The 24,774-nt window shown below is 52.6% G+C and carries 24 protein-coding genes; 19 read left to right on the top strand and 5 right to left on the bottom strand.

Going from position 1 to position 24,774, the window contains the following annotated elements:
- Nucleotides 1–47: 47 nt before the first annotated feature.
- From HV243_RS11085 to ycgZ, 3 genes are read right to left on the bottom strand one after another with little or no spacing between them, the layout of a single operon-like run.
- On the bottom strand, nucleotides 48–314 hold the full coding sequence (locus tag HV243_RS11085; protein WP_053390185.1) for a biofilm development regulator YmgB/AriR family protein: 267 nt from the start codon (nucleotides 312–314) through the stop codon (nucleotides 48–50).
- A gap of 34 nt (nucleotides 315–348) precedes the next feature.
- Nucleotides 349–621 (bottom strand): hypothetical protein, encoded by a 273-nt coding sequence (locus HV243_RS11080; protein ID WP_053390184.1) that lies wholly within the window; start codon nucleotides 619–621, stop codon nucleotides 349–351.
- A gap of 42 nt (nucleotides 622–663) precedes the next feature.
- On the bottom strand, nucleotides 664–900 hold the full coding sequence (ycgZ, locus tag HV243_RS11075; protein WP_016153345.1) for a regulatory protein YcgZ: 237 nt from the start codon (nucleotides 898–900) through the stop codon (nucleotides 664–666).
- A 318-nt stretch (nucleotides 901–1,218) separates the two neighbouring features.
- On the opposite strand from ycgZ, the gene HV243_RS11070 reads away from it, so the two are divergent.
- The 17 genes from HV243_RS11070 to HV243_RS10990 all read left to right on the top strand — a co-directional run bounded on the left by HV243_RS11070 (nucleotide 1,219) and on the right by HV243_RS10990 (nucleotide 21,898).
- Complete coding sequence (locus HV243_RS11070; protein WP_016156768.1) at nucleotides 1,219–2,430, top strand: diguanylate phosphodiesterase; 1,212 nt, start codon at nucleotides 1,219–1,221, stop codon at nucleotides 2,428–2,430.
- Nucleotides 2,431–2,651: 221 nt separating this feature from the next.
- Complete coding sequence (locus HV243_RS11065) at nucleotides 2,652–3,383, top strand: MerR family transcriptional regulator (RefSeq protein WP_032931597.1); 732 nt, start codon at nucleotides 2,652–2,654, stop codon at nucleotides 3,381–3,383.
- Nucleotides 3,384–3,701: 318 nt separating this feature from the next.
- Entirely contained in the window at nucleotides 3,702–4,232 is a 531-nt protein-coding gene (locus tag HV243_RS11060) for a spore coat protein U domain-containing protein (RefSeq protein ID WP_016153348.1), read from the top strand.
- Nucleotides 4,233–4,246: 14 nt separating this feature from the next.
- Nucleotides 4,247–4,969, top strand: coding sequence for a molecular chaperone (locus tag HV243_RS11055; RefSeq protein ID WP_053390183.1), 723 nt, complete (start codon nucleotides 4,247–4,249; stop codon nucleotides 4,967–4,969).
- Between the two features lie 55 nt (nucleotides 4,970–5,024).
- Entirely contained in the window at nucleotides 5,025–7,310 is a 2,286-nt protein-coding gene (locus tag HV243_RS11050) for a fimbria/pilus outer membrane usher protein (protein WP_131350908.1), read from the top strand.
- A gap of 13 nt (nucleotides 7,311–7,323) precedes the next feature.
- Nucleotides 7,324–8,292, top strand: a complete 969-nt coding sequence (locus HV243_RS11045) for a spore coat protein U domain-containing protein (RefSeq protein ID WP_053389079.1) — start codon at nucleotides 7,324–7,326, stop codon at nucleotides 8,290–8,292.
- Between the two features lie 321 nt (nucleotides 8,293–8,613).
- On the top strand, nucleotides 8,614–9,888 hold the full coding sequence (locus HV243_RS11040) for a Glu/Leu/Phe/Val dehydrogenase (RefSeq protein WP_016153352.1): 1,275 nt from the start codon (nucleotides 8,614–8,616) through the stop codon (nucleotides 9,886–9,888).
- A gap of 325 nt (nucleotides 9,889–10,213) precedes the next feature.
- The gene (gene dhaK / locus HV243_RS11035; protein WP_016153353.1) at nucleotides 10,214–11,284 is read left to right on the top strand and encodes a dihydroxyacetone kinase subunit DhaK; all 1,071 of its coding nucleotides are present in this window, start codon (nucleotides 10,214–10,216) and stop codon (nucleotides 11,282–11,284) included.
- A gap of 11 nt (nucleotides 11,285–11,295) precedes the next feature.
- Nucleotides 11,296–11,928, top strand: a complete 633-nt coding sequence (dhaL, locus tag HV243_RS11030; RefSeq protein ID WP_053389078.1) for a dihydroxyacetone kinase subunit DhaL — start codon at nucleotides 11,296–11,298, stop codon at nucleotides 11,926–11,928.
- Between the two features lie 10 nt (nucleotides 11,929–11,938).
- Nucleotides 11,939–13,369: a dihydroxyacetone kinase phosphoryl donor subunit DhaM gene (gene dhaM, locus HV243_RS11025; protein WP_053389077.1), complete on the top strand. Its 1,431-nt coding sequence runs from the start codon at nucleotides 11,939–11,941 to the stop codon at nucleotides 13,367–13,369.
- A 171-nt stretch (nucleotides 13,370–13,540) separates the two neighbouring features.
- Nucleotides 13,541–15,253: an alpha,alpha-trehalase gene (locus HV243_RS11020; RefSeq protein WP_016153356.1), complete on the top strand. Its 1,713-nt coding sequence runs from the start codon at nucleotides 13,541–13,543 to the stop codon at nucleotides 15,251–15,253.
- Nucleotides 15,254–15,461: 208 nt separating this feature from the next.
- Nucleotides 15,462–16,484: an ABC transporter substrate-binding protein gene (locus HV243_RS11015; RefSeq protein WP_053389076.1), complete on the top strand. Its 1,023-nt coding sequence runs from the start codon at nucleotides 15,462–15,464 to the stop codon at nucleotides 16,482–16,484.
- The gene (locus HV243_RS11010) at nucleotides 16,484–17,470 is read left to right on the top strand and encodes an iron ABC transporter permease (protein WP_053389075.1); all 987 of its coding nucleotides are present in this window, start codon (nucleotides 16,484–16,486) and stop codon (nucleotides 17,468–17,470) included. The genes HV243_RS11015 and HV243_RS11010 overlap by 1 nt, the downstream gene beginning before the upstream one ends.
- A complete protein-coding gene (locus HV243_RS11005; protein ID WP_046275011.1) occupies nucleotides 17,467–18,228 on the top strand; it encodes an ABC transporter ATP-binding protein in 762 nt (253 codons plus the stop codon). The genes HV243_RS11010 and HV243_RS11005 overlap by 4 nt, the downstream gene beginning before the upstream one ends.
- Nucleotides 18,229–18,237: 9 nt before the next feature.
- Nucleotides 18,238–19,050 (top strand): class I SAM-dependent methyltransferase, encoded by an 813-nt coding sequence (locus HV243_RS11000; protein WP_016156776.1) that lies wholly within the window; start codon nucleotides 18,238–18,240, stop codon nucleotides 19,048–19,050.
- A complete protein-coding gene (gene modD, locus HV243_RS10995) occupies nucleotides 19,047–19,904 on the top strand; it encodes a ModD protein (protein WP_053389073.1) in 858 nt (285 codons plus the stop codon). The genes HV243_RS11000 and modD overlap by 4 nt, the downstream gene beginning before the upstream one ends.
- Before the next feature lie 23 nt (nucleotides 19,905–19,927).
- On the top strand, nucleotides 19,928–21,898 hold the full coding sequence (locus tag HV243_RS10990; RefSeq protein ID WP_053389072.1) for a TonB-dependent receptor: 1,971 nt from the start codon (nucleotides 19,928–19,930) through the stop codon (nucleotides 21,896–21,898).
- Nucleotides 21,899–21,939: 41 nt separating this feature from the next.
- Here the strand turns inward: HV243_RS10990 and HV243_RS10985 are convergent, their stop codons facing one another.
- Complete coding sequence (locus tag HV243_RS10985; protein WP_016153363.1) at nucleotides 21,940–22,194, bottom strand: GlsB/YeaQ/YmgE family stress response membrane protein; 255 nt, start codon at nucleotides 22,192–22,194, stop codon at nucleotides 21,940–21,942.
- Nucleotides 22,195–22,394: 200 nt separating this feature from the next.
- Between HV243_RS10985 and ycgR the strand changes: the two genes are divergently transcribed.
- Entirely contained in the window at nucleotides 22,395–23,129 is a 735-nt protein-coding gene (ycgR, locus tag HV243_RS10980) for a flagellar brake protein YcgR (protein WP_049043144.1), read from the top strand.
- Nucleotides 23,130–23,140: 11 nt separating this feature from the next.
- On the opposite strand, the gene emtA is transcribed toward ycgR, so the two are convergent.
- Nucleotides 23,141–23,752: a membrane-bound lytic murein transglycosylase EmtA gene (gene emtA, locus HV243_RS10975; protein ID WP_016153365.1), complete on the bottom strand. Its 612-nt coding sequence runs from the start codon at nucleotides 23,750–23,752 to the stop codon at nucleotides 23,141–23,143.
- Between the two features lie 98 nt (nucleotides 23,753–23,850).
- On the opposite strand from emtA, the gene ldcA reads away from it, so the two are divergent.
- Nucleotides 23,851–24,765, top strand: coding sequence for a muramoyltetrapeptide carboxypeptidase (gene ldcA / locus HV243_RS10970; RefSeq protein ID WP_046275017.1), 915 nt, complete (start codon nucleotides 23,851–23,853; stop codon nucleotides 24,763–24,765).
- Nucleotides 24,766–24,774 lie beyond the last annotated feature (9 nt).

Raw genomic sequence — 24,774 nt, 5'->3', positions numbered from 1 at the left:
CATCATACAATAATTGTGCTGTGTATTTATATTAATGTGCTATCTCATTAGACGTCATCAGCCGTATAACTTAACACTATTTCCAGGGTTTTTCTGATAATGTCTGCCTTGACAACGTCAGTTGTTGACTCCAGCGAACTAATCAGGCTTAAAATGATGTTTTTATTATTAACATTATCACCTGCCAGAATTACATTTGTTACCGCCTGCCCCAATACCACTGACTCATCTGCTAATAGTTCACCTGCATTATGGAAGTAACTTGATAAAGCTTTATCCGTCATTACACTGTGGACATTAATTTCATGAAACATGGTAACCTCGCTTGTATAGTCTGGAGAATTATCTTTAATGTAATTTAGGGTTTTTGCTGGCACTGAAAGCACTCTCATCTCTCGTTTTTTCCGGTTTTCTGTTTATCTTCCCCGGATTAACATTTGTAAAATCATTGATAACGCTGTCAATTAATTGTTTACGTGTACCATCCATTTCACTGGCATGCATAAGCCGCAATTGCTTAATCAGTGCAGCTAACGAAACGTCTTTATGCATTCGCAAAATTTCTAGCACAGCCAAACCTGTAATTTCATGTTTCAAGCGTTCACTGTCAGGTTTCTTCATAACTCCTTCACTACTTACCCATAATCATAGTAGGGCTTTATTTTATTCGAAAAGCAGGCCGATTAACGCATTGTAATGTTTCTGTTCATTCTCACCTGATGCATTTTCAAGACGGTGCAGAAGTTTGGTACACAGTGATTTGCGACTGAGATTGCGCCCATCTTTTAGTATCTCAGTCACGATTTCGCCCAACGTTTCCTGTTGGGTTGGCAGATGCGCTTTAGCAAAGTAACGAGAAATCGCGCTTGCAGAATCAGTGCGAACGGTATGCTGCTGCATGGAGTGCTCCTGTAACAAAATGCTGGTGAATATTAAGTTTTATAACAGTAGCAAAGCTGTACCGAAAATGTGTACAACATAGCACGCTAATTTTTAGCAAAAAATGCTAAATTAATTAAATCATGTAGTTACGATAGTTTAGATCTATATGAAATCCAATTTCTTTGTACAAATCACTTTGTGTTATCAATGAAATTGATCTGTATTAGCCCGCTTACTTGTAAAGACAAAGTTAGAATTATGTATTAAAATCAGGGCGTAACCTGGTTTGTCTGATACTGACCAGACCTCTTCTCCTTCCTTGATCCCGGACTGTCCATGCTCACGACCATTATTTACCGTAGCCATCTACGTGAAGACGCCCCTCTCAAAGCGCTTGAGGATATGGTGACAGCCGCAAATATCAAAAACAGGCGATCAGATGTTACGGGGATCTTACTCTTTAACGGCCATCACTTTTTCCAACTGCTTGAAGGCCCAGAGGAGCAGGTAAAAGAGATCTATCGTTGTATTTGTAACGACCCTCGGCACCACAATATCGTTGAACTGATGTGTGATTACGCGCCTGCGAGAAGATTCGGAAATGTAGGGATGGAGTTATTTGATTTACAAAAACATGAACGAAATGACGTCCTACAAGCTGTACTCAATAAGGGTACGTCCAAATTTCAGCTCACGTATGATGACAGAGCATTACAGTTTTTCCGCACATTTGTCCTCGCCACGGAAAAATCGAGCTATTTTGAAATACCTGCGCCTGATTACTGGAGTTTTATAACCGACAATACCTGTACCATCCTGGATGAAAGCACACTCCCGTCAGATACAGATTTCAGCTTTGCTTTTCAACCAATTATCGATCCTATGTCACAGCGCGTCATTGCGCTGGAAGCCCTTATTCGCGGTAAAGACGGTGAAACGCCCGCAACGTATTTTGACAAATTCAAACCTGAAGATGTGTATACCGCTGATCTGCAGAGCAAAAAGACTGCATTTGCAATGGCAAGCGCACTGGGACTTAATCACAAAATGCTGTCGGTTAATCTGTTACCCATGACCCTGGTAAACAGACCCGATGCAGTCAGCTTTCTTATAAACGAAATCGCGGCGCATGGACTGGTGCCTGAACAAATCATTGTTGAGTTTACCGAAAGTGAAGTTATTTCGCGTTTTGATACGTTCGCGCAGGCCGTGAAGTCACTCAAGGCAGCGGGAATATGTGTGGCGATAGATCATTTCGGGGCAGGTTTTGCCGGGCTTCAGCTTTTGTCTCGCTTTCAACCGGACCGAATTAAGATAAGCCGCGAACTCATCACTGATGTGCATAAAAGTGGACCACGGCAGGCCATCATTCAGGCCATAATCAAATGCTGCGCTTCACTGGAGATTATGATTTCTGCGGTCGGCGTCGAAAAACCTGAAGAGTGGATGTGGCTTGAATCCGCGGGTATTGAGATCTTCCAGGGTAACCTGTTTGCAAGAGCCTGCCTGAATGGTACTCCGTCTGTCGCGTGGCCAGAGAAAAAATGATTTCTCAGCGTTATAATAATTAACGTATTGTTATTACACAATAATCCCGCCACCTCTTTTATGCTGAACATAAAAATTCAGCATTTACTCCCTACGTGATAGTAAAGTAAATCTTAATTTTGCTAGAATCCTATGTATGTTTTGTACAATTTGATGCATGTTGTACAAAGTAGCAGGAACCGCATATCGGTGACGGAGAATCATGAGTGTCTGGGGGAATTATGGCTTATTACAGCATTGGGGATGTCGCAGAACGTTGCGGGATAAATCCTGTCACCCTTCGGGCATGGCAACGACGTTACGGTTTACTCAAACCTCAACGCAGCGAAGGTGGCCACCGACTCTTTGATGAAGAGGATATTCAACGTATTGAAGAAATAAAACGTTGGATTAGCAGTGGCACACCCGTTGGCAAAGTTAAAGCATTGCTGGAAACCAGTACTCGTGAAACTGACGACGACTGGAATCAATTGCAAGAAGAGATGATGGGCATTCTTCGTATGGCGTATCCCCCGAAGCTGCGAGCCAAAATTATCGCACTCGGTCGCGCCTACCCCGTAGATGCGTTGATTGATCGCGTTTATCTTCCTGTGCGTCAGCGGTTGATACTTGACCATAATACATCCCGCATCATGAACAGTATGCTTGATGGCGCATTGATTGAATATGTAGCAACCCTGCTGTCTGAAACGCGCCGCAAATCAGGGAAAGATGCCATCCTGATGGCTTGGGATGTTGAAGACCGAACCCGTTTATGGCTCGAAGCCTGGCGTTTATCGCAATCGGGCTGGCATATTGCCGTGCTTGCTGAACCCATTGAATCGCCAAGACCTGAACTTTTCCCCGGGCAAACGCTTTTTGTCTGGACTGGTATTACGCCAACCCGCAGACAAAATGAACTTCTACAACACTGGAACGAACAAGGTTATAAAGTCATTTTTCACAGCCCGTAACCAACATGTATCGCAGTAATGAGCTGAGTAAGATAAATCTTACTAATTCTCATTTTTTGGTGGTTATTTTGAATGCCATCCAATGAATCTGTGTTCCCTACCCGCCTGACTTAATACCCGCAGTAGCATAAAAAAAAACAATATACTCACCCGTGGGTATTATTTTTTTGCAAACGACATCACCTTTTTCCTAAGTAAAATTTATTAGATCAACTGGCGCACGCCTAATACTTATTCTAGGGTTAAACCATGTCTTCTTGTACCACATTATTGTTTTTCTAAAGTAATAAATGTGGTTATTTGAAAAAGGTAAAGGATATGGCTCTAGTCTTAGACAAACGCTTAATTCTTTGTTGCTGCGCCTTTTCCATTATTCCCGTGGCAAATGCAGCAACCGTTAACGGAACATTTCAGGTACTGATGACGATTCAAAAGGCCTGTACCGTGACTGCCGGTTCGGCTTCAAATATCACGCTTGGGCCGGTGAATACCACGGCAACAAATACCAATGCAAGCAACACGATTTCGATTAATTGCTCAAAAACCACGCCCTATTTTATCGGTCTGGCGCCGTCGGCCGCCAATGGGGGGACGACGACGGGCTCAGGCGCCATGTCCTCCGTGGCTAACGCAGCCACCAATACCGATAAAGTGCCCTACCAGCTAAATCGAACATCAGCAACAGGCCCGGTGTGGGGGAACACCGCCACCGACACCGCGCCTGGAAACGGCGTAGCGGCGACGGGGACCGGGCTGGTGCAAACGTTTACTGTTTATGCCACCGCACCGAGCGCCAACTTCACTCCTGACGACTATGCCGACACGGTAACGGTTAACGTTAACTACTAACTTCAGGAAGCCACATGAGAGTAAAACTGCCTGTTCAGCAGTGTGCATGCGCATGCCTGTTAGGGATGGTTGCGAGCCTCAACTCTGCCGCCGCCAGCGGGCTGCAAATCGCCCCGGTCACATTAACTTTGCTCGCGACGCAAAATGCCGATGGTATCTGGCTTAGTAATGCGGGTGAAAATGTGCTCAATGCCCAGGTTCGGGTTTTTCGCTGGAGCCAGAGCGCTTACGGCGACAAACTTTCCCCCTCTCAGGGGCTGGTCATTAGCCCGCCGATGCTGGCATTAGCCCCCGGAGAACGTCAGTTGATTCGCGTTATTCGGACCGGCCCACCTTCGGCACATGCTGAAGACGCTTATCGGTTATCGATAAATGAGTTACCGCCTGCAAAAGTAGAAAAAAATAAGCTTCAGTTTGTGCTGCATTATTCCGTCCCCGTTTTCATTCAACCAACATCAGCGGCGCAAACGCAGGCAAAATTGCAATGGAAATTACAACAGCTTGATGGCAAAAAATTTATTGAAGTGAGTAACCAGGGAAATGGGCATGCACAATTATCTGCTGCAACATTTATAAGCCCTGACGGTGCTAAAAAAGTTATTACGCCCGGACTGTTAGGCTACGTTTTACCCGGCTCAACAATGCGCTGGATAGTCTCTCCGTCGGCCAGTAATACTCATGATGGCGGGAAAGTTGAAGTCACAATCAATGGCCAAAAAACAGTACAAGATCTGTAACAGATCCTGGCTTCTGGTGAAATATTGCTTTCTCAATGGAGTATTAATATCGGGAATGGTTTGCGCACAAACGCTGAATAATAACCAGAACGAAGGTGGTGTTATTAATGGCGCAGCGCAGCTCGTGGGGGTCAATTTGTATCTCGACGTCACCTTAAATGGGAATCCCGTTGGGCTGGTGCATTTGGGTTACGATAATGGAAAGCTCTATGCTGGGGCAGATACCCTGCGAAAAATGGGCTTTCGCTTTGCGCCTGACGCCACTCACGCCGTCTGCCTGAACGATATCCCCGAGCTAACCATTGACTATAACGTTCAGTTGCAAACGCTTTCGCTTACTGCGCCACTCAGTTCACTCGATCTTGCGACCACGCAGCTTAACTCCCCCGTAGAGACCGCGCCGACGGCGACAACATCACGCGGAGCGCTGCTCAATTACGATATCTATACCCAACAGGGGGATGAAAGCGCAATAAATACCTTCAGCGAACTCCGCGCTTTCAATGCTGCAGGCGTGCTCAGCACCACCCAGTTGACGCAGTACTCCACCGAGGAAAATGCGGATAACAGCGTTGAGCGACTCGATACCAGCTGGCGTACGTCATTTCCCGAAACGATGCTGGCGGTAACCGTTGGCGATACCCTGACCAGTTCACTTATCTGGTCCCGACCGACGCGTATCGGCGGCATTCAGATAGGAACCGATTTTGGTTTGCGGCCCTATATGCCAACCACCCCGCTCCCTGCATATCTTGGCTCCGCGACGTTACCGTCAAACGTTGAGCTGTACGTCGACGGCGTCAGGTACTACAACGGAGAAGTCCCCGCGGGTAGCTTTCAGATCAACACAATGCCGAACATCAGCGGCGCGGGAACGGGTCAGGTAATGATGACGGATGCGCTGGGCAGAACGAGCGTACAAAATTTTTCGTTCTACAACGATCAGCAACTCCTGCGGGAAGGATTAACTGCCTGGTCTGCAGAACTGGGTACGGTACGCGAAAACTATGGTTACTCCTCTTTTGATTATGCCAGCGCACCGGTACTGAGCGGTACATGGCGTCGTGGGTTTAGCAATACGTTCACTGCCGGGACTCACGCTGAAACCAGCGATGGACTGATTAACGCAGGCTTCAGTAACGACTGGATCCCAGGCACCCGCAGCGGCACGTTTTCGACCTCAGTTGCCGCAAGCACCGACTCAGGAAAGAACGGTTTTCTGTACAGTTTTGGTTATCGTTGGTCCGGCGAACGGTTTAATTTCAGTACCAGTACGACGGCCACTTCCGGCGATTATCGTGATGTCGCCACCCATTATGGCGAGTCGCCACCGACGCTTAACAGCAATACGGTCATTGGCTATTCGCTGGAAGCTGCCGGTAATGTCAGCCTGAGTTACCTGCAGTTTCGTTATCCGCACGAAAATGCGGTGCGCTACGCCAACGCCAGCTGGTTCAAATCGATTACCGACAACATTTCACTGAATGCCGGATTCAACCAAAACATCGACGATAACCGCGATCGCAGTCTCTATTTGATGGTGACAATAACCACTGATAACAATCTCAGTGCCAGCAGCACCCTACAACGCACCAATGATGAGACCGGCTACCAGCTCAACGCCAGCCTGACGCCTCCTGCCGACGGCGGTTGGGGCTGGAATCTGGCCGCCAGTCAGCAGGCTTCCCGGCAAAGCGGTCAGGGAGAAGTGGGATATCTGGGTCGTTATGGTAAAGCGTACGCGGGATTCAGCCGTTTACCGGATAACCATTACGGCTACGCAGGTGCCACCGGATCGCTTGTTACCATGGGAGGCGGCCTGTTTGCAGCACGAGAAATCAACAATGGCTTTGCCGTCGTATCCACTGACGGCGTTCCTGACGTCCCGATTAAATTACAAAATAACCTGATTGGTCGCAGCGACGACCAGGGGCTATTGCTGGTCACGCCGCTGAACAGTTATCAAAAAAACCTGATCAGTATTGACCCAATGGATCTCCCCGCCAATATGCGGATCGCACGCGTTGAGACGAATGCAACGCCTGCCGATCGTTCCGGTACATTGGTTAGCTTTGGCATTACCCCGGTACGCGCTGCGCAGGTCATCCTCGTCGACAATCAGGGTAAACCCATTCCCGAAGGCAGCATGGCATACGCCATCAGCGGAGCAGGACAATCGTCTGTCGTTGGTTTTGATGGGATGACCTGGTTCGACACGCTGGAACAGCACAACGCGCTACGCGTTGAGACAGACACCGGCAGTTGTCGCGTGCAATTTGACTATCCGGCTTCCGCAAAGGGGATTGTGCAAATAGGTCCACTGGTTTGCCGGCCACACTAACAGGAGTGCGCTCATGAGGTTAAGGCATCTGTTACTCATCGCAACCGTACTCTTTTGTCCGGCGATTAGCCATGCCGTAACCTGTTCGGTGAGCAATGTACAACCCATAAATTTGGGCTCAGTCAATCCGCTGTCTGCGACAGGCGCAACGTCATCAATGACGTTCAACTACACCTGCACCAAAGAGCTTGGCGACGCGCTGGCAGGGATCAACCTCTGTTTTAATATTGGCGCCTCAGCCGTCAGTGGCCAGGTGACACCCCGAAATATGTCATTAAACGGAACACCTGCCAGAACGCTGGCATACCAGCTTTACCAGGATGCCGGGCACACTAAAGTCTGGGGGAGTCAGTATCAGTCGGGAACAACTTTTCCAATGGTACAGCTTAACCTGCTGAATCTGACGCCAGTGACGGGCTCACTCACGGTATCAGCACAGATTGTCACGCCACAAACCTCAGCGGTCCCCGGAAGCTATCAGGATAGCTATACGGCGGCGACAGCCCTTGTCACCCTCAATCCTGGATTGCTTTTCCCGCCGACCACCTGTGGCGATACCGTTGCCGCCAGGCTGCCCTTCACCGTATCGGCGACGGTCAGCAAACAGTGCAATATCACCTCTGCAACCAATATTAGCTTTGCGCCCGCCGGGGCGACCGGGCGTAACCTAACGGCTTCAAATACCGTGGGCGTAGCATGTTCCAATAACACGCCTTACACCATCGGACTTCAGCCCTCTAACGGCAATACGGCAGGCAGCGGCGTGATGGCCGGCACGGGGTCAAATACGGACAAGGTCCCCTACCAGCTTAGCTCGACGCCGGGGCCGTCCGGAACGGTTTGGGGCAATTCATCGCTCAATACTGTCGCGGGCAACGGTACAGGAACCACCACCACCTACCCGGTTTACGCCACCGTTCCCAGCGCGAACTACACGCCTGACAACTATGCTGATACCGTTACCATCGCCGTGACCTACTGACCCCAGCTTAATCGCAATAAAGCAAATACATTTTATTATCATATTATTTACTTTTAGAGGTGCGTCATAAATATGACAAATTGCGATTTTTATAAATCATGCATATTAAATTATCCAGCCAGCAAAATTACCGAAATATCAGCACAATCAAAGAATAACTATTCACTTCTCAGCTAAAGCCCACACGCTTCATGCCGATAAACCGTGTTAGCCGGACAGGCCATTCTATGAAATAAATGTTAAATTTAGGTTCATATGGTGTGATTCACTGTATACCACGGCCAAATTAAGAACATATTACTTTTATAACTAAGGTTTATCATGGATAAGTTATCTTACGCTTCAGATAGCAGCACATCTGCCTGGAATACCTACCTGCAACAAATCGAGCGTGTGGCCCCTTACCTGGGCGAACTTTCCCATTGGGTGGATACCCTGCGCCACCCAAAACGCGCGCTGATTGTCGATATCCCGGTGCAGATGGATGACGGTACTATCCGTCATTTTGAAGGGTATCGCGTGCAACATAACCTCTCCCGCGGGCCGGGCAAAGGCGGTGTGCGTTATCATCCTGATGTTGATCTTAATGAAGTGATGGCCCTGTCCGCATGGATGACCATCAAATGCGCAGCGTTGAACCTGCCGTACGGCGGTGCGAAAGGTGGCGTGCGCGTCGATCCGTTCTCGCTTTCCGAAGGTGAACTGGAGCGTTTAACCCGCCGTTATACCAGCGAAATCGGCATTATCATCGGGCCGCAGAAAGACATTCCTGCGCCGGATGTGGGGACTAACGGAAAAGTAATGGCCTGGATGATGGATACCTACTCCATGAACCACGGCACCACCGTGACCAGCGTGGTCACCGGTAAACCTATTCACCTCGGCGGCTCGTTAGGCCGTGATAAAGCCACCGGTCGTGGTGTTTTCGTCAGCGGTCTGGAAGTGGCGCGTCGTGCCAACATCGACGTTGAAGGCGCTCGCGTAGCGGTGCAAGGTTTTGGTAACGTCGGCAGCGAAGCCGCCCGCCTGTTCGCGGCAGCAGGAGCACGCGTGGTCGCGATTCAGGATCACACCGCAACGCTGTTTAACTCAACGGGTATCGACATGGCCGCGTTGTCTGCCTGGCAACTGGAGCACAAACAGATTGCCGGTTTCCCGGGCGCTGAAACCATTGCCAGCGAAGCCTTCTGGAGCCTGGAGATGGATATTCTGATCCCGGCCGCGCTCGAAGGCCAGATCACCCGTCACCGCGCGGAAACGCTGACCTGTAAACTGGTACTCGAAGGCGCTAACGGCCCAACCTATCCGGACGCCGACGATGTTCTGGCAAGCCGCGGTATCGTGGTTGTCCCAGACGTTGTTTGTAACGCCGGCGGCGTAACCGTCAGCTACTTCGAATGGGTTCAGGACATGGCTAGCTTCTTCTGGAGCGAAGAAGAGATTAACAATCGCATGGACAAAATCATGACCGATGCGATGGTACACGTGTGGGAAAAAGCGGCAGAGAAATCCTGCTCACTGCGTACGGCAGCCTACATTGTTGCCTGCGAACGCATTCTGCTGGCACGTAAAGATCGCGGAATTTATCCGGGCTAACGCCGAAATCGACCATGCCTACAAACCACCTGCTCTGCAGGTGGTTTGTTTTCCATAAACACCCGTGAATCAGCTTCCCGGCCAAATACGGCCCAACCTCTCATTTTCGCTGTTTTATGCACCATGACGTTCCAATCCGGAACATTATTATGTTGCTACGTTTCGTATTGAAACGCCCATTACAGCAATTTTCTTTTGCCAACCCGTGTGCAAAATTACCTTATCGGCAGCGAGCAGTCGCCGTGGCGTTGTATAACCCGATACCCTACATCAGATGCCTGCCCGAATCTGGCAGCCATCCAGGACTGTCTGCGGAGCATAAATAATGAAAAAATTGATTAACCGTGTTGAAGACGTACTGACTGAACAACTCGCCGGACTGGCGAAAGCGTATCCTTCCCTGGCACTGCATCAGGATCCGGTATATGTCACCCGCGCAGATGCGCCGGTAATGGGCAAAGTGGCGCTGCTTTCCGGCGGCGGCAGCGGACACGAGCCTATGCACTGCGGCTATATTGGTCAGGGCATGCTCTCTGGTGCCTGCCCGGGTGAAATTTTTACCTCACCCACGCCGGATAAAATGTTCGAATGCGCCATGCAAATTGATGGCGGCGAAGGCGTACTGCTGATCATCAAAAATTACACCGGCGATATTCTTAATTTCGAAACCGCCACCGAGCTGTTGCATGAAAGCGGCGTCAAAGTCACCACCATGGTAGTGGATGACGACGTGGCGGTGAAAGACAGTCTGTATACCGCCGGTCGTCGTGGTGTGGCGAATACCGTATTGATCGAAAAACTGGTCGGCGCGGCCGCCGAACGCGGTGACTCACTGGAAGTCTGTGCGGCGCTGGGTCGTAAACTGAATAACCAGGGCCACTCCATTGGGATAGCCATTGGCGCCTGTACCGTTCCGGCCGCCGGACAACCGTCGTTCACGTTGCAGGATAACGAAATGGAGTTTGGCGTGGGTATCCACGGGGAACCGGGCATTGACCGCCGCACCTTCACTTCCCTCGATCAGACCGTTGATGAAATGTTCGATACCCTGCTGGAAAACGGCAACTACAGCCGTACGCTCCGCCACTGGGACAACGTTCAGGGTGCGTGGCAGGAAGGCAAAGAAAGCAAACGCGCGTTGCAAAGCGGCGATCGCGTCATTGCGCTGGTCAATAATCTCGGTGCGACGCCGCTGTCAGAACTCTTCGGCGTGTATAACCGCCTCGAAAGCCGTTGCCAGGACGCCGGCATCGTCATTGAGCGTAACCTGATCGGTTCTTACTGTACCTCTCTGGATATGACCGGCTTCTCAATCACCCTGTTACAGGTGGATGACGACACGCTGAGCTTATGGGATGCACCGGTTCACACCCCTGCTCTCAACTGGGGTAAATAAGGAGATACATGATGTCCCTCAACAGAACACAAATTGTTAACTGGCTCTATCGCTGCGGTGAGATCTTCACCACCGAAAGTGATTTTCTCACCGGTCTTGATCGGGAAATTGGTGATGCCGACCACGGTCTGAACATGCACCGTGGCTTTAGCAAAGTCGTCGAAAAGCTGCCGTCCATCGCCGATAAAGACATTGGTTTTATTTTGAAAAACACCGGCATGGTACTGCTCTCAAGCGTCGGGGGGGCCAGCGGTCCACTGTTTGGTACCTTTTTTATCCGCGCCGCCCAGGTGACCCAGGCTCATCAAAGCCTGACGCTTGAGGAGTTGTATCAAATGATTCGTGATGGCGCAGAAGGTGTGATTAGCCGCGGTAAAGCTGAACCTGGCGACAAAACCATGTGCGATGTCTGGCTGCCGGTAGTGGAATCTTTACGCCAATCCTGCGAGCAAAAGCTGAGCGTACAGACGGCGCTGGAAGCGGCAAGCCAACAAGCGGAAGCAGCAGCGCAAAGCACCATCACCATGCAGGCCCGCAAAGGCCGCGCCAGCTATCTCGGTGAGCGCAGCATTGGGCATCAGGATCCCGGCGCAACGTCCGTAATGTTTATGATGCAAATGCTGGCTCAGGCGTCCAGAGAGTAAGGATAAAGCGATGGTAAACCTGGTTATTGTTTCTCACAGCGCCCAGTTGGGCGAAGGCGTCGGCGCGCTAGCCCGGCAGATGTTAATGGGTGATGGATGCAAAATCGCTATTGCCGCAGGCATTGACGATCCTGAGAATCCGATTGGTACCGATCCTATCAAGGTGATGGAAGCCATTGAGTCCGTGGCCGATACGGATCACGTGCTGGTGATGATGGATATCGGTAGTGCGCTACTGAGTGCGGAAACCGCGCTGGAACTGCTCGATCCGGCCATTGCCGTCAAAGTACGTTTGTGCGCCGCGCCGCTGGTCGAAGGCACGCTCGCCGCAACGGTTAGCGCTGCCGCAGGTGCTGACATTGAGCGGGTCATCTGTGATGCCATGAACGCCCTCGACGCCAAATGTGAGCAACTGGGTTTACCTTCGCCATCTGCAGCAAAGCCGACATCTGCCGAATTCGCGCCCGATGCAGATGCTCATTCAGTGGCCATTGTGGTGAAAAACCCAAACGGCATTCATGTGCGTCCGGCTTCCCGGCTGGTTTCCACGCTGTCTGGCTTTAACGCCGATATGTGGCTGGAGAAAAATGGCAAGTGCGTCGTCCCTGATAGCCTGAATCAGATTGCCCTGCTGCAGGTACGCTGTAACGACACGCTGCGCCTGATTGCCAAGGGCGAACAGGCAGAGGATGCGCTGGCCGCATTCAAACAGCTGGCGGCTGAGAATTTTGGTGAATCGCTCGAGCCCGCGCATGCTGATACCGTGGTGACGAAGGTTCCCTCACAGGTCACGGGGACGGCATTCTGTTACACACCGTTCTCACCGCAGGTAAGCCAACAGCCTGTAGCCTCACTCCAGATTGAGCAGCAACGGTTACGGGTCGCTATCCAAAGCACGCTGAGCGACTTAAGCGAGCTAACCGCGCTTGCAGAAGAGAGATATTCCGCAGATATCGCCGCTATTTTCTCCGGTCACCACACGCTGTTGGACGATCCGGATCTGTTCGATATGGCCTGTGATCTAATGCGTGAAACGCAGTGCAGCGCGGCCTGGGCCTGGCATCAGGTGCTGAGCGATCTCAGCCAGCAGTATTTACAGCTCGACGATCCTTACCTGCAGGCGCGATACATCGATATTGAAGATTTGTTGTCTCGTTCACTGCAGTATTTGACGGGAGAGACTGCACAAATTCCCGCGTTCATCCGCCCCACTATTTTGGTCGCGGAGGTCATCTATCCTTCTACGGTGCTGCAACTCGATCCGAAGACCATCAAAGGCATCTGCCTGCGGGACGGGAGCGAAGCGTCCCACCCGGCGATTATCGCCCGTGCAATGGGGTTATGTTGGTTGTGTCAGCAAGGCGAGGCCATCGAGAGTATCACGATGGGTGATACCCTGACCCTTGACAGCGTGGCCCAGCGGATAACCCGCGCGGGCTGATGTCGGTTGCACACCCTTTGCCGACAAAGGGTGTGCATCTTTTCGATTCGCGTCGGGAAATGTCTGTTTATTCGCAAAATGGGGCGTCGATCACGCGCAACGGTCGATCCTGAACTAAGGTTTTCTCATGGTAAATGCCGCTGCTTCGGCACACCCTAAGGAGATTAACCGATGATAACGCCTGCAACTCGCCATCCAGGCCTGCTCTCTGTTGCAATAAAACTGACGCTCGCAAGCACCTTTTTTGCCCTTTCCTCTTTTGCCGTCAACGCCGAGGACGCGCCAACCGCAACGCCTCAGCCGCCTGATATTTTGCTTGGCCCTCTGTTTAATGATGTACAAACGGCCAAACTGTTTCCTGACCAGAAAACCTTTGCTGACGCCGTCCCTAACAGCGATCCATTAATGATCCTTGCCGATTACCGGATGCAGAAAAATCAGTCCGGATTCGACTTACGTCATTTTGTGGAAGTGAATTTCACCTTGCCGAAAGCTGGCGAGAAATACGTCCCCCCAGCCGGGCAATCGCTGCGCGAGCATATTGACGGACTGTGGCCGGTACTCACCCGTTCGACAACCGACGCTGAAAAATGGGACTCTCTGCTGCCGCTCCCGGAACCGTATGTCGTGCCTGGCGGGCGTTTTCGCGAAATATATTATTGGGACAGCTATTTCACCATGCTGGGGCTTGCCGAGAGCAATCACTGGGATAAGGTCTCCGACATGGTGGCAAACTTCGCTTACGAGATTGATTCCTGGGGACACATTCCTAACGGCAACCGCACCTACTATCTGAGCCGTTCTCAACCGCCATTCTTTGCCTTTATGGTGGAACTGCTGGCGCAGCATGACGGGGATGACGCGCTGAAAAAATACCTCCCGCAGATGCTCAAAGAATACACCTACTGGATGGAAGGCGTCGAAACGCTCCAGCCCGGCCAGCAGAATAAGCGCGTGGTTAAGCTGGATGACGGCACCATTTTGAATCGCTACTGGGATGACCGCGATACGCCGCGGCCAGAGTCCTGGGTGGAGGATATCGCCACAGCGAAAAGCAATCCGAACCGACCGGCCACAGAAATCTACCGCGACCTGCGTTCTGCCGCCGCGTCGGGTTGGGACTTTAGTTCCCGCTGGATGGATAACCCCAATCAACTAGGCACCCTGCGCACCACCAGCATCGTTCCGGTCGATCTCAATGCGTTGATGTACAAAATGGAAAAGATGATCGCCCTCGCCAGCAAGGCCGCCGGGGATAATGCCAAAGCTGCACAATATGAAGGCTTCGCTAATGCCCGACAAAAAGGGATCGAAAAGCACCTGTGGAACGACAAAGAAGGCTGGTATGCCGATTACGATCTGAAGAGCCACAAAGTACGTAACCAACTGACGGCCGCTGCCCTGTTCCCGTTGTATGTCAATGCAGCGGCAAAAGATCGCGCCAGTAAAGTGGCCGCGGCAACCCAGGCGCATTTGCTGCAACCCGGCGGCCTGGCCACCACGTCGGTGAAAAGCGGCCAGCAGTGGGATGCTCCCAACGGCTGGGCCCCGCTCCAGTGGGTCGCCGCATCGGGATTACAGAATTACGGTCAGGATAACGTCGCCATGGACGTGACCTGGCGATTCCTCACCAACGTGCAGCACACCTACGATCGTGAGAAAAAGCTGGTTGAAAAGTATGACGTGAGTAGCACAGGCACTGGCGGAGGCGGCGGCGAATATCCGTTGCAGGATGGTTTTGGCTGGACCAACGGCGTAACGCTAAAAATGCTCGACCTGATCTGCGCCAAAGAAAAGCCCTGTGACAGCGTGCCCGCATCGCGCCCGGCCCCGGCAAGTACCACGCCAGTCGAGCCTAAAAAACAGGCTCAGCCGACGTCTTAATGCCGTCACCTGAAGCGTTTTACTCCCCGAATCCGCGCTGCGTCGCGGATTTTTTCTGGCTTATATTTCGCCATTCCTGTTGTCTCTACGCCATCTAGCCCTTATGGGGTATTCCGGGTTTTCATCCGTGAGAAATTGATTCTGAACATGTTTTTATTCGCTGTATATGTAAATATATAGCGATTTTATCACCTTCAGGATAACAATTATGCCACTGACAAGACGGATGTTTGCCCAGCTTGTGGCATCTGCACTGCTGCTACGCCATCTTCCCGCCTTGGCTCAAATGCCGCTAACCGTTGCCGTTGGAGGCCACCCAGCGCCAGAGACGACCCAACGCGTGGTCAGCGCAGGCGCACCCGCCGACATGCTGCTGCTGGCCGTCGCGCCGGAAAAACTGGTTGGTTTTTCATCCTTTGATTTTTCTCGTCAGACCGCCATCCCGTTTCACGAAGACATTCGGGCTTTACCGAAACTGGGCAAACTGGCGGGACGCGCCAGCACACTCTCGCTTGAAGCGCTACTGGCGCTTAAACCCGATCTGGTGATTGACTGCGGCAATGCCGATGAAACCTGGCTTTCTCAGGCCAGACAAGTGAATGCGCAAACGCAAATTCCCTGGCTGCTGATTAATGGCGAACTGCGGCTCAGCCCGCAACAGCTACTCGCGGCAGGTGAAGCGCTGGGAGTTGCAACACGGGCCAGGACTCAGGCCAAACTGGCCCAGCGTTTTATTGATGAAGCCCTCGCGTTTTCACACTCTCCCGCAGCAAAGCTGCGTTTTTATGCCGCGCGCGGCGCCCGCGGACTTGAAACAGGATTACAAGGTTCATTGCATACCGAAGCGGCAGAACTACTGGGATTACACAATGTGGCGCAAATTCCTGGGCGGCACGGGCTGGCGCAGGTTTCAATGGAAAACCTGTTGAGCTGGCAGCCCGATATTATTCTGGTACAGGATGCCATTACGGCACAGTACCTGCGGGAAGATCCCGTCTGGCAAGGAGTCAAAGCGGTTGCCGATCGGCGCATTCTGTTTCTCAGCGGCCTGCCGTTTGGCTGGCTGGACGCGCCTCCCGGCATCAATCGTTTGCTGGGGTTACGCCGTCTGCATGCCTGGCTTGATCCACAGGTTGAAGCGGGCTTTAAAACCGATATGCAGCGCTACAGTGAACTGTTCTGGCACACCACGTTAAGCGACGCACAGTATCAACAACTGGTGAGCGTCTGATGAAAACATCTACCCTCGGTTTTCTGATGATTACGACGGTGGTGCTTTGCGCGAGCATCGCCGCGGTGTCGGGTGCTTATCGCCTCGATGCACAACAGATCGTGGATCTTATTGCAGGCAGGGATGGCGTCCCGATGCAGGACAAAATCGTCTTCTGGCAAATCCGACTGCCACGCATTCTGGCTGCATTGTTACTCGGCGCAGCGCTGGCTGGCGCAGGAACCACCTATCAGGGAATGTTCCGTAACCCACTGGTTTCGCCGGATATCCTCGGCGTAGCGGCCGGTGCCGGTTTGGGCGCCTGTACGGCAATCCTGCTGGGGCTACCAATCCTGTTTATTCAGCTGTATGCGTTCACTGGCGGTTTGTTAGTGGTCGCCGGTGTCTGGCTGATCACCCGGCGAGTCAAGCGTCACGATCCAGTGTTAACGCTGGTGCTGGTCGGGATTGCGCTGGGTACGGTCTGCGGCGCGGGAATTTCGCTCATCAAAACGCTGGCCGACCCGTATACCCAACTCCCGTCGATCACCTTCTGGCTGCTCGGCGGTTTATCGACAATTACTCTGCACGATCTGTGGTTCTCAGCACCGCTGATCCTTGCTGGACTGGTCCCGTTATTGCTGTTGCGCTGGCGCATGAACCTGCTCACCCTGTCGGATGATGAAGCCCGATCGCTTGGGATCAACGTCTCCCGACTGCGGCTGGGACTGATCGTCTGCGCAACGTTAGTCACCGCCTGTACCGTCGCCATTGCCGGCATTATCGGCTGGATTGGACTGGTAGTGCCGCACATCGGCAGACTCCTCAGCGGGAATAACCACCAGCAGTTACTGCCGGTGTCCATGGGGATCGGCGCCATTTTACTCCTGCTCACCGACACCCTCGCCCGCACGCTGAGCCGCACGGAAATCCCGCTGGGGATCCTGACTGCATTTATTGGCGCACCATTCTTTTTGCTGCTTTTGCTGCGGGGAAACCGCCCATGACGCTATTACTCGTGCGCCACGCGTCGCTGGGATACCACAGTAAACAGCCCGTGTTACGCGATATCTCCTTTCAGGTTTCGCCCGGTTCTGTCTGTTGTCTGATTGGTGCTAACGGCAGCGGTAAAACCACCCTGATGCGCACCATTCTCGGCGTTCTTCCGCCGCTTCGCGGTGACATTCTGCTTGATGGCGTCGCGGTGAATCATCTCAGCGATCGGGAACGCGCCGCAGCCATCGCCTGGGTTCCTCAGGCGCACGACGGCGCGTTTGCCTTCACCGCGCTGGACATGGTGATGATGGGACTGGCCCCGCAACTGGCGGCATTTGCGGTTCCCGGCGCTAAAGAGCGTGAAATTGCGCATCAGCAACTGGCGATGCTGGAGATTTCTCACCTGGCACTTCGACGCTGGAACACCCTGAGCGGCGGCGAACGGCAACTGGTGTTGATCGCTCGCGCGCTGGCGCAACGTCCGCGTCTTTTATTGCTGGATGAACCCGCATCCAGCCTTGATTTTGGGCATCAAATCCGTCTGCTCGACACGCTGGTGACGCTGAAAAATTCCGGTATGGCCCTGCTGATGTCGACCCATCACCCGTTGCACGCCCGGGCAATCGCCGACAGCGTGGTACGGGTTGAACCAAACGGCGAGGTGTCGCAGGGTCTGCCTGAACATCAGCTCGCCGCCGACCGCCTGGCCGCGCTGTATCGCGTTACACCGTCACAAATTACCCACCATCTTTATGGTTCACTCAATTAAGGAATATTTATGCTCATTGACGACATTGATTTTGCCGATCTTTACCGTAAGCAATTACAGCTGGCGAACAGAACCGAGAAAAAGCCGGAGCACTGGGACAAACGTGCGGAAAAAATGGCGGAGAATTGCGCCTCATTAACCGACAGCTATCTGCTGCAACTGCTGGGGAAAATCGACCTGCAAGGTGCAGAGTCGCTGTTTGATATGGGTTGCGGCCCCGGTACAGTCTCGCTGGCGCTGGCTAAAAAAATGCCAATAATTTACGGCGTAGATTACAGCCAGGGAATGCTGAGTGTAGCTGCCCGCCGCGCCGCACAAATGAACGCCCGTCACGTTCAATGGGTGCAACGAGCCTGGGAAGAGCACTGGGATGATTTACCCCAGTGCGATATCGCCGTCGCCTCGCGTTCCACGCTTGTTGCCGATATGCGCCAGGCAATGAGCAAGCTGAATAATCAGGCCCGGCTGCGGGTTTATACCACCCACCTCGTCAGTTCATCTTTCGTTTCTCCCACCATTCAGCGCGCACTGGGCCGCGAAGTGATTGAACTGCCCAACTATATCTATGCGCTTAATGTTCTGTATCAGATGGGGATCCACGCGCACGTTGATTTTATCCGCGGTCCCAACTGTCAGCAGGACAACAGCACCTGGACGCGTTTTCTGGAAAACGTGCGCTGGAGTATGGGTGAACTGAGCGCCGACGAGGTCGAACGTCTGGAAAACTGGTATCAACAGCAGGATCCACGCGCTATTGCCCCCGCCAGCCGTGACTGGGCGCTTATCTGGTGGGACAGCATCCCGCGGGAGGCGCTGCGATGATCTATTTTTCGCAGGCGCAAACTGACGCGCTGCTGCTGGAAGATATTCAGGGCGGCGATCTGACCACCCGCGCGCTGGGTATCGGCGCCCAACCAGGCGTCATCGAGTTTAGCCATCGCCAGGGCGGATGCGTTAGCGGTACCGCTGTTGCCAGACAAATGCTGACGTCATTGGGATTAACCGTCACCGATATTTTGTCCGATGGCGAACGGGCGAGCGCCGGACAGCGACTGATTCGCGCACACGGACCAGCGGCGGTGCTGCACCAGGGCTGGAAAGCGGTACAAAATGTACTGGAGTGGAGCTGCGGCGTGTCGGGCTATCTCGTCGAGATGCTGAGCATGCTGCATCAATGCTATCCCGATGGGCAGATTGCCTGCACCCGCAAAGCCATTCCCGGTACGCGTTTACTGGCGACTCAGGCAATACTTGCCGCCGGGGGCATTGTCCATCGGGGAGGATGCGCCGAAACGGTACTGCTGTTTGCTAATCACCGCCGTTTTCTTACCAACCCAAACGACTGGACAGGCGCGATTGCTCGCTTACGCAGCCATGCGCCAGAAAAAAAGATCGTGGTCGAAGCGGATACGCCAGATGAGGCATTGGCCGCCCTACGCGCCGCCCCTGATGTCCTACAACTCGACAAATTTACCCCCGAGCAAGCGGCAGAAATTGCCCGTCAGGCCCCTGCTCTGGCCCCCCATTGCACGCTGGCGCTGACCGGCGGCATTACCCTCGCCTCGCTGGCGGGTTATCTCGACTGCGGTATCAGACTCTTTATCACTTCCGCGCCTTACTACGCTCCACCTGCGGATATCAAAGTGAGCCTGAGCCCGGACGCACGTGGCCTATAACATCAAAAAATGGACTAAAAATAATGAATTTCAACAAAAGTTGTCTTTACACAGCCCTGTCGTTTGCTTTCGCGCACAGTGCTTTTGCTGGGCAGGAAAGCGAAACCATGACCGTCTGGTCTAGTCCGGTCTCCGCGGCAACCACCACGGTTCTCGGCCAGGAAACGATACAACAGCTGGATAAACAGAACGTGGCGCAGGCGCTGAGCGTCGTCCCCGGCGTCGTGCTGCAAAAGTCAGGCAACCGCAACGAGCAACAGGTAAAAGTACGCGGATTTGACAGCCGTCAGGTTCCCGTCTTTTTCGACGGCGTGCCGGTATACATCCCCTATGACGGCAACCTCGATTTAGGCCGTTTTCTGACATCCGATATCGCTTCGGTTGAAGTCTCCAAAGGCTACTCGTCTCTGTTGCAGGGGCCAAACCAGATGGGCGGCGCCATCAATATCACTACAAAAAAACCGACCAAACCGCTTGAAGGCAGCATTGGTTATCGCCAGGGCTGGAGTCGCAGCAAAGACAACGCCCACGATATGCACGCTTCATTTGGCGCCAGTAACGATCTCGGCTATATCCAGCTCAGCGGCAGTCAGCTGAAGCAGGATTTCCTTGGGTTACCACATGGCGTGGACAACCCGGTTGCAGGCAGTCACGGCAAGATGATCAACTCTTCCGCTGATGACAAGCGTGGCATCGTGAAGCTGGGCTTTACCCCTCGTGGAGATGATGAATATGTGCTGACCTATATAAATCAGGACGGTGAAAAAGATAATCCACCGTACGCCGGAACCAGCAGCCAGAAATCACGCTATTGGCAATGGCCACAATACGATAAAGAGAGCTATTACTATCAGGGAACCACGCATCTGGGCGACCGTTTTACCCTGAAAAGCCGTCTGTATCGCGACACCTTTGAAAATACGTTGATGATGTACAACTCGCTGGCCGATCTGAAAAATAAGAAAGGCAGCTACAGCCATTATTCGGACTATAGCGATGGGGCTGGCCTGCAGCTCGCTGCGGATATACGAGAAAACGATCTGCTCTCTTTCGCCGTGAACTGGAAGGATGATGTTCACCGCGAGAAAGGCGCACCGAATGCGGCTTACGACCGCTACGAAGACCGCACCTGGTCCGTGGCCAGTGAATACCAGTGGGCTGCGGCGGATAATGTCGATGTGGTGGCGGGAATAAGCTATGACTGGCGAGACAGCCTGGAAGGTATGAAGCACGAGAAAAACGGCAGCGTCACGCACTACGATGACAACAATCAGTCGGCCTTTAACTGGCAGGTGATGACCAAATACCACTTTGAAAATTCAGACACATTAGCGCTGTCTTACTCTGACAGAACGCGTTTCCCAACGTTAAAAGAACGCTACACGACCTCGAAACCGGCCTATAACCAGGTGGCCCTGGTCAATCCACAGCTTAAACCGGAGCGCGCCCGCAGCGTGGACCTGACATGGAATGGTTCACTTAGCCCGAACTGGGGATTCGAAGCCAGCGTGTATTACAACCGCATCAGCGACGCGATTCTTTCGCACAATATTGATGCCGATACCATCCAGAATCAGAACAGTGGTCGGGTGGATTACACCGGCCTGGATGCAGGCGTTAAAGGTAAAGTTTTTGATATGCTGGACGTCGGGCTGAGCTACGGCCTTATTCATGCGGACGCCAAACGCAGCGATATCGGTAAGATTACCGATCTGCCGACGCAAACCCTGACCGCCTGGATGACGCTGAAACCGTGGGAGCCACTCAGCATTACGCTGTCCGAAGAGGCCCGTTCGTCAAGCTATAGCAATACCGACGGCTCGCAGAAAGCCGCTGGTTTCGCCATTACCCATTTGCGCGCTGATTACGCCATTGGTCACGGGTTTAGCGTTAACGCTTCGGTCAATAACCTGTTCGATACGCAGTACGTTTACAGTGAAGGATTTATTGAAGAGGGGCGTAATTACTGGGCGGGCATTGAGTATCAGTTCTGACTTAACAATGCAGAAAAACGGCCCCGTCAGGGGCCGTTCGATTAATCTCGTCGTACAAGCCGAAAGACACCCAGCACAACAATCGCGCCGACCACGGCCACCAGGAAGCTGTGGAGATTAAACCCGCTGATATCGCCGCCGATACCGAACATCGTAGCCAGCCATCCACCGACCACAGCACCGATAATACCGAGAATGCAGGTCAGGATAAATCCACCGCCATCGCGCCCCGGCATAATCAGTTTGGCGATAACCCCCGCAATCAGACCAAAAATAATCCAGGTAATAATTCCCATTTCCAGGCCCTCTTTCCAGTGAACGCACGCGCAAGACATTCTTGCGCCAGCACGTTAAGTATAGGCAAGCCATCGCTACGTGCTTTTTCCCTCAGACTTAATTCATTGGGTTTGGTAAAAAATTTCATCCATTTGTATTAAGTTCCGTTGATTGATGCCGATAATCCAACGATAAACCAGGCATCCAGGAGTCATTAGGTGTGAGTAACTACAATGAGCAGTTCCTGAAGCAAAATCCATTAGCGGTGTTAGGCGTACTCCGGGACTTAAATTCGCAGCAGGTTCCGCTGCGTATCTCCTGGTCAGGTGGCCAGTTCATCAGCAAAATACTGGCGGTCAGCCCGGACGAACTGATCATGGATTTTGGTAGTCAGGAATATGAAAACCAGGCCGTGCAGCGAGCCAATCAAATTACGATTATCGCCGAAACGCAGGGAGCCAAAGTGGAGTTCACCCTGCCACAGCTGAAAAAAGGCGAATACCAGCGGCTACCCGCATTTATCTCATCATTGCCGCCATCTCTGTGGTTCGTCCAGCGTCGGGAATATTTTCGTATCGGTGCTCCGCTGCATCCCCCCTATCGCTGCACGGTAAAGATGCCGGATAACAGCATGCTGTGTTTTCGCTTATTCGATTTGTCTCTTGGCGGCATGGGCGGGCTGTTAGAAACGGCTAAACCAGAGGGACTGGTAGAAGGCATGCGCTTTTCACAGGTTGAACTGAACATGGAGCAATGGGGAGTGTATCAGGTTGACGCCCAGCTAATTTCCATTAGCGAACGCAAAGTTATCGACGGGAAAAACGAAACAATTACCACTCCCCGCCTGAGCTTTCGTTTTCTCAACGTCGGCCCGGCGGTGGAGCGTAACCTACAGCGAATTATTTTTTCCCTCGAGCGCGAGGCCCGGGAAAAGTCGAATAAGGTGCGCGATTAGCATCACCTGAATTACATCACATCCAGCGCTTGTTGAAGCTTCCAGATATAGCGCGGAGCCTGCGGCGCCGGATGATTATCAGCAACATGTTCAATAAATTCATCCGGGCTGAGATCGTTTATCTTATTAATGGCTTTTTTCCTGTCGGAGGAGAACGTTCTCAGCAGCGCGCCCGCACCGTTGGCGTACGATACCACCAGCGCATATTGCATCACCTGCGGATCTTCGATCCCGGCCAGCGGCCCGGTCTCAAGAATGCTCAGGTATGCGGCCCCCATCGAGATATTGCGCTCAGGATTTTTCAGCTCGCTGGTCGACGGCTCGCCACTCCACCCCATGCGACGATAAACATCACGCCCTGACGTAGAGGCTTTTAACTGCATCAGGCCAATCGCATTAGACTTACTGACCGCATTCGGATTTCCACCTGATTCAATGGCGATGATAGCGGTAATCAATTGTGGACTGACACCCCAGGCCGCACCGGCTTTTTCGCTGATCGGCATCCATTGCATTGCGCGTTTAACCGGAACTTCAGCATTCCACGGCGGATTTTTGTAATCCTGTTTTGAACTACAGCCCGCAAGTAATACAACCAAAAAAGCAAACCATCTCAATTTCACGTCATCTATCCTTATAGCCGGAACCTGTCGCTGAGGTGACAACGACATACCTACGCGGCATGATATACATTTGGTTTTAGTTGTAGCAAGGAAATGCCATGTCCCGGTTTCACTTAATTGCCCCGTCGGGCTACTGTATCAACCAGCAGGCTGCCTTACGCGGGCTGGCGCGTCTTACTGAGGCCGGTCATCAGGTCGACAATTCAGCGGTCATTGCGCGCCGTTGCCAGCGTTTTGCGGGTACAGAAGCAGAACGGCTTGCTGATGTGAACGCGCTCGTAAATCTGAACACGCCCGATACCATTGTGATGGCAGTACGCGGCGGCTATGGCGCGAGCCGTTTACTGGCAGATATTGACTGGCAGGCGCTGGCGAACCGTCAGCAACACAACCCACTGCTGCTGTGCGGACACAGCGATTTTACCGCGATCCAGTGTGGTCTGCTGGCGCAGGGGAATGTGATTAGCTTCAGCGGCCCGATGCTGGCGGCTAACTTTGGTGCCGAGGAGATGAACGCATTTACCGAGCACCATTTCTGGCAGGCTGTTCGCAATGCCCAATTTACCCTCGAGTGGCAAGGTAACGGTCCGGCATGTGCGACCGAAGGTACACTATGGGGCGGAAATCTGGCGATGCTCATTTCTCTGATGGGCACGCCGTGGATGCCCGCTATCGAAAACGGCATTTTGGTGCTGGAAGACATTAACGAGCATCCTTTTCGCATTGAACGCATGCTGCTGCAACTGTATCACGCAGGAATACTGGCCCGACAAAACGCCATTATCCTCGGCAGTTTTAGCGGCAGCGCACCTAATGATTACGACGCGGGTTACAGTCTTGACTCAGTTTGTGATTTTCTACGCGCCAGGTTATCGGTTCCGGTGATCGCCGGCCTCGATTTTGGTCATGAACAACGCACCGTCACCTTGCCGTTAGGGGCAAGAGCGGTACTGAAAAATGATAAAAACGGCGCTCAGCTCACCTTAAGTGGGCATCCGGTACTTAAATCGTAAAAAAAGCGG

Origin of the sequence: Citrobacter sp. RHBSTW-00599 (genome assembly GCF_013784065.1) — a bacterium.
In the GTDB taxonomy this organism is placed as follows: domain Bacteria; phylum Pseudomonadota; class Gammaproteobacteria; order Enterobacterales; family Enterobacteriaceae; genus Citrobacter; species Citrobacter braakii.
This window is presented reverse-complemented; position numbering and strand designations above follow the sequence as displayed.

What these genes read in the sequence shown, in the direction of transcription:
- HV243_RS11085 (WP_053390185.1), bottom strand. Translation starts at nt 314, where the DNA reads ATGTTTCATGAAATTAATGTCCACAGTGTAATGACGGATAAAGCTTTA.
- HV243_RS11080 (WP_053390184.1), bottom strand. Translation starts at nt 621, where the DNA reads ATGAAGAAACCTGACAGTGAACGCTTGAAACATGAAATTACAGGTTTG.
- ycgZ (WP_016153345.1), bottom strand. Translation starts at nt 900, where the DNA reads ATGCAGCAGCATACCGTTCGCACTGATTCTGCAAGCGCGATTTCTCGT.
- HV243_RS11070 (WP_016156768.1), top strand. Translation starts at nt 1,219, where the DNA reads ATGCTCACGACCATTATTTACCGTAGCCATCTACGTGAAGACGCCCCT.
- HV243_RS11065 (WP_032931597.1), top strand. Translation starts at nt 2,652, where the DNA reads ATGGCTTATTACAGCATTGGGGATGTCGCAGAACGTTGCGGGATAAAT.
- HV243_RS11060 (WP_016153348.1), top strand. Translation starts at nt 3,702, where the DNA reads ATGGCTCTAGTCTTAGACAAACGCTTAATTCTTTGTTGCTGCGCCTTT.
- HV243_RS11055 (WP_053390183.1), top strand. Translation starts at nt 4,247, where the DNA reads ATGAGAGTAAAACTGCCTGTTCAGCAGTGTGCATGCGCATGCCTGTTA.
- HV243_RS11050 (WP_131350908.1), top strand. Translation starts at nt 5,025, where the DNA reads ATGGTTTGCGCACAAACGCTGAATAATAACCAGAACGAAGGTGGTGTT.
- HV243_RS11045 (WP_053389079.1), top strand. Translation starts at nt 7,324, where the DNA reads ATGAGGTTAAGGCATCTGTTACTCATCGCAACCGTACTCTTTTGTCCG.
- HV243_RS11040 (WP_016153352.1), top strand. Translation starts at nt 8,614, where the DNA reads ATGGATAAGTTATCTTACGCTTCAGATAGCAGCACATCTGCCTGGAAT.
- dhaK (WP_016153353.1), top strand. Translation starts at nt 10,214, where the DNA reads ATGAAAAAATTGATTAACCGTGTTGAAGACGTACTGACTGAACAACTC.
- dhaL (WP_053389078.1), top strand. Translation starts at nt 11,296, where the DNA reads ATGTCCCTCAACAGAACACAAATTGTTAACTGGCTCTATCGCTGCGGT.
- dhaM (WP_053389077.1), top strand. Translation starts at nt 11,939, where the DNA reads ATGGTAAACCTGGTTATTGTTTCTCACAGCGCCCAGTTGGGCGAAGGC.
- HV243_RS11020 (WP_016153356.1), top strand. Translation starts at nt 13,541, where the DNA reads ATGATAACGCCTGCAACTCGCCATCCAGGCCTGCTCTCTGTTGCAATA.
- HV243_RS11015 (WP_053389076.1), top strand. Translation starts at nt 15,462, where the DNA reads ATGCCACTGACAAGACGGATGTTTGCCCAGCTTGTGGCATCTGCACTG.
- HV243_RS11010 (WP_053389075.1), top strand. Translation starts at nt 16,484, where the DNA reads ATGAAAACATCTACCCTCGGTTTTCTGATGATTACGACGGTGGTGCTT.
- HV243_RS11005 (WP_046275011.1), top strand. Translation starts at nt 17,467, where the DNA reads ATGACGCTATTACTCGTGCGCCACGCGTCGCTGGGATACCACAGTAAA.
- HV243_RS11000 (WP_016156776.1), top strand. Translation starts at nt 18,238, where the DNA reads ATGCTCATTGACGACATTGATTTTGCCGATCTTTACCGTAAGCAATTA.
- modD (WP_053389073.1), top strand. Translation starts at nt 19,047, where the DNA reads ATGATCTATTTTTCGCAGGCGCAAACTGACGCGCTGCTGCTGGAAGAT.
- HV243_RS10990 (WP_053389072.1), top strand. Translation starts at nt 19,928, where the DNA reads ATGAATTTCAACAAAAGTTGTCTTTACACAGCCCTGTCGTTTGCTTTC.
- HV243_RS10985 (WP_016153363.1), bottom strand. Translation starts at nt 22,194, where the DNA reads ATGGGAATTATTACCTGGATTATTTTTGGTCTGATTGCGGGGGTTATC.
- ldcA (WP_046275017.1), top strand. Translation starts at nt 23,851, where the DNA reads ATGTCCCGGTTTCACTTAATTGCCCCGTCGGGCTACTGTATCAACCAG.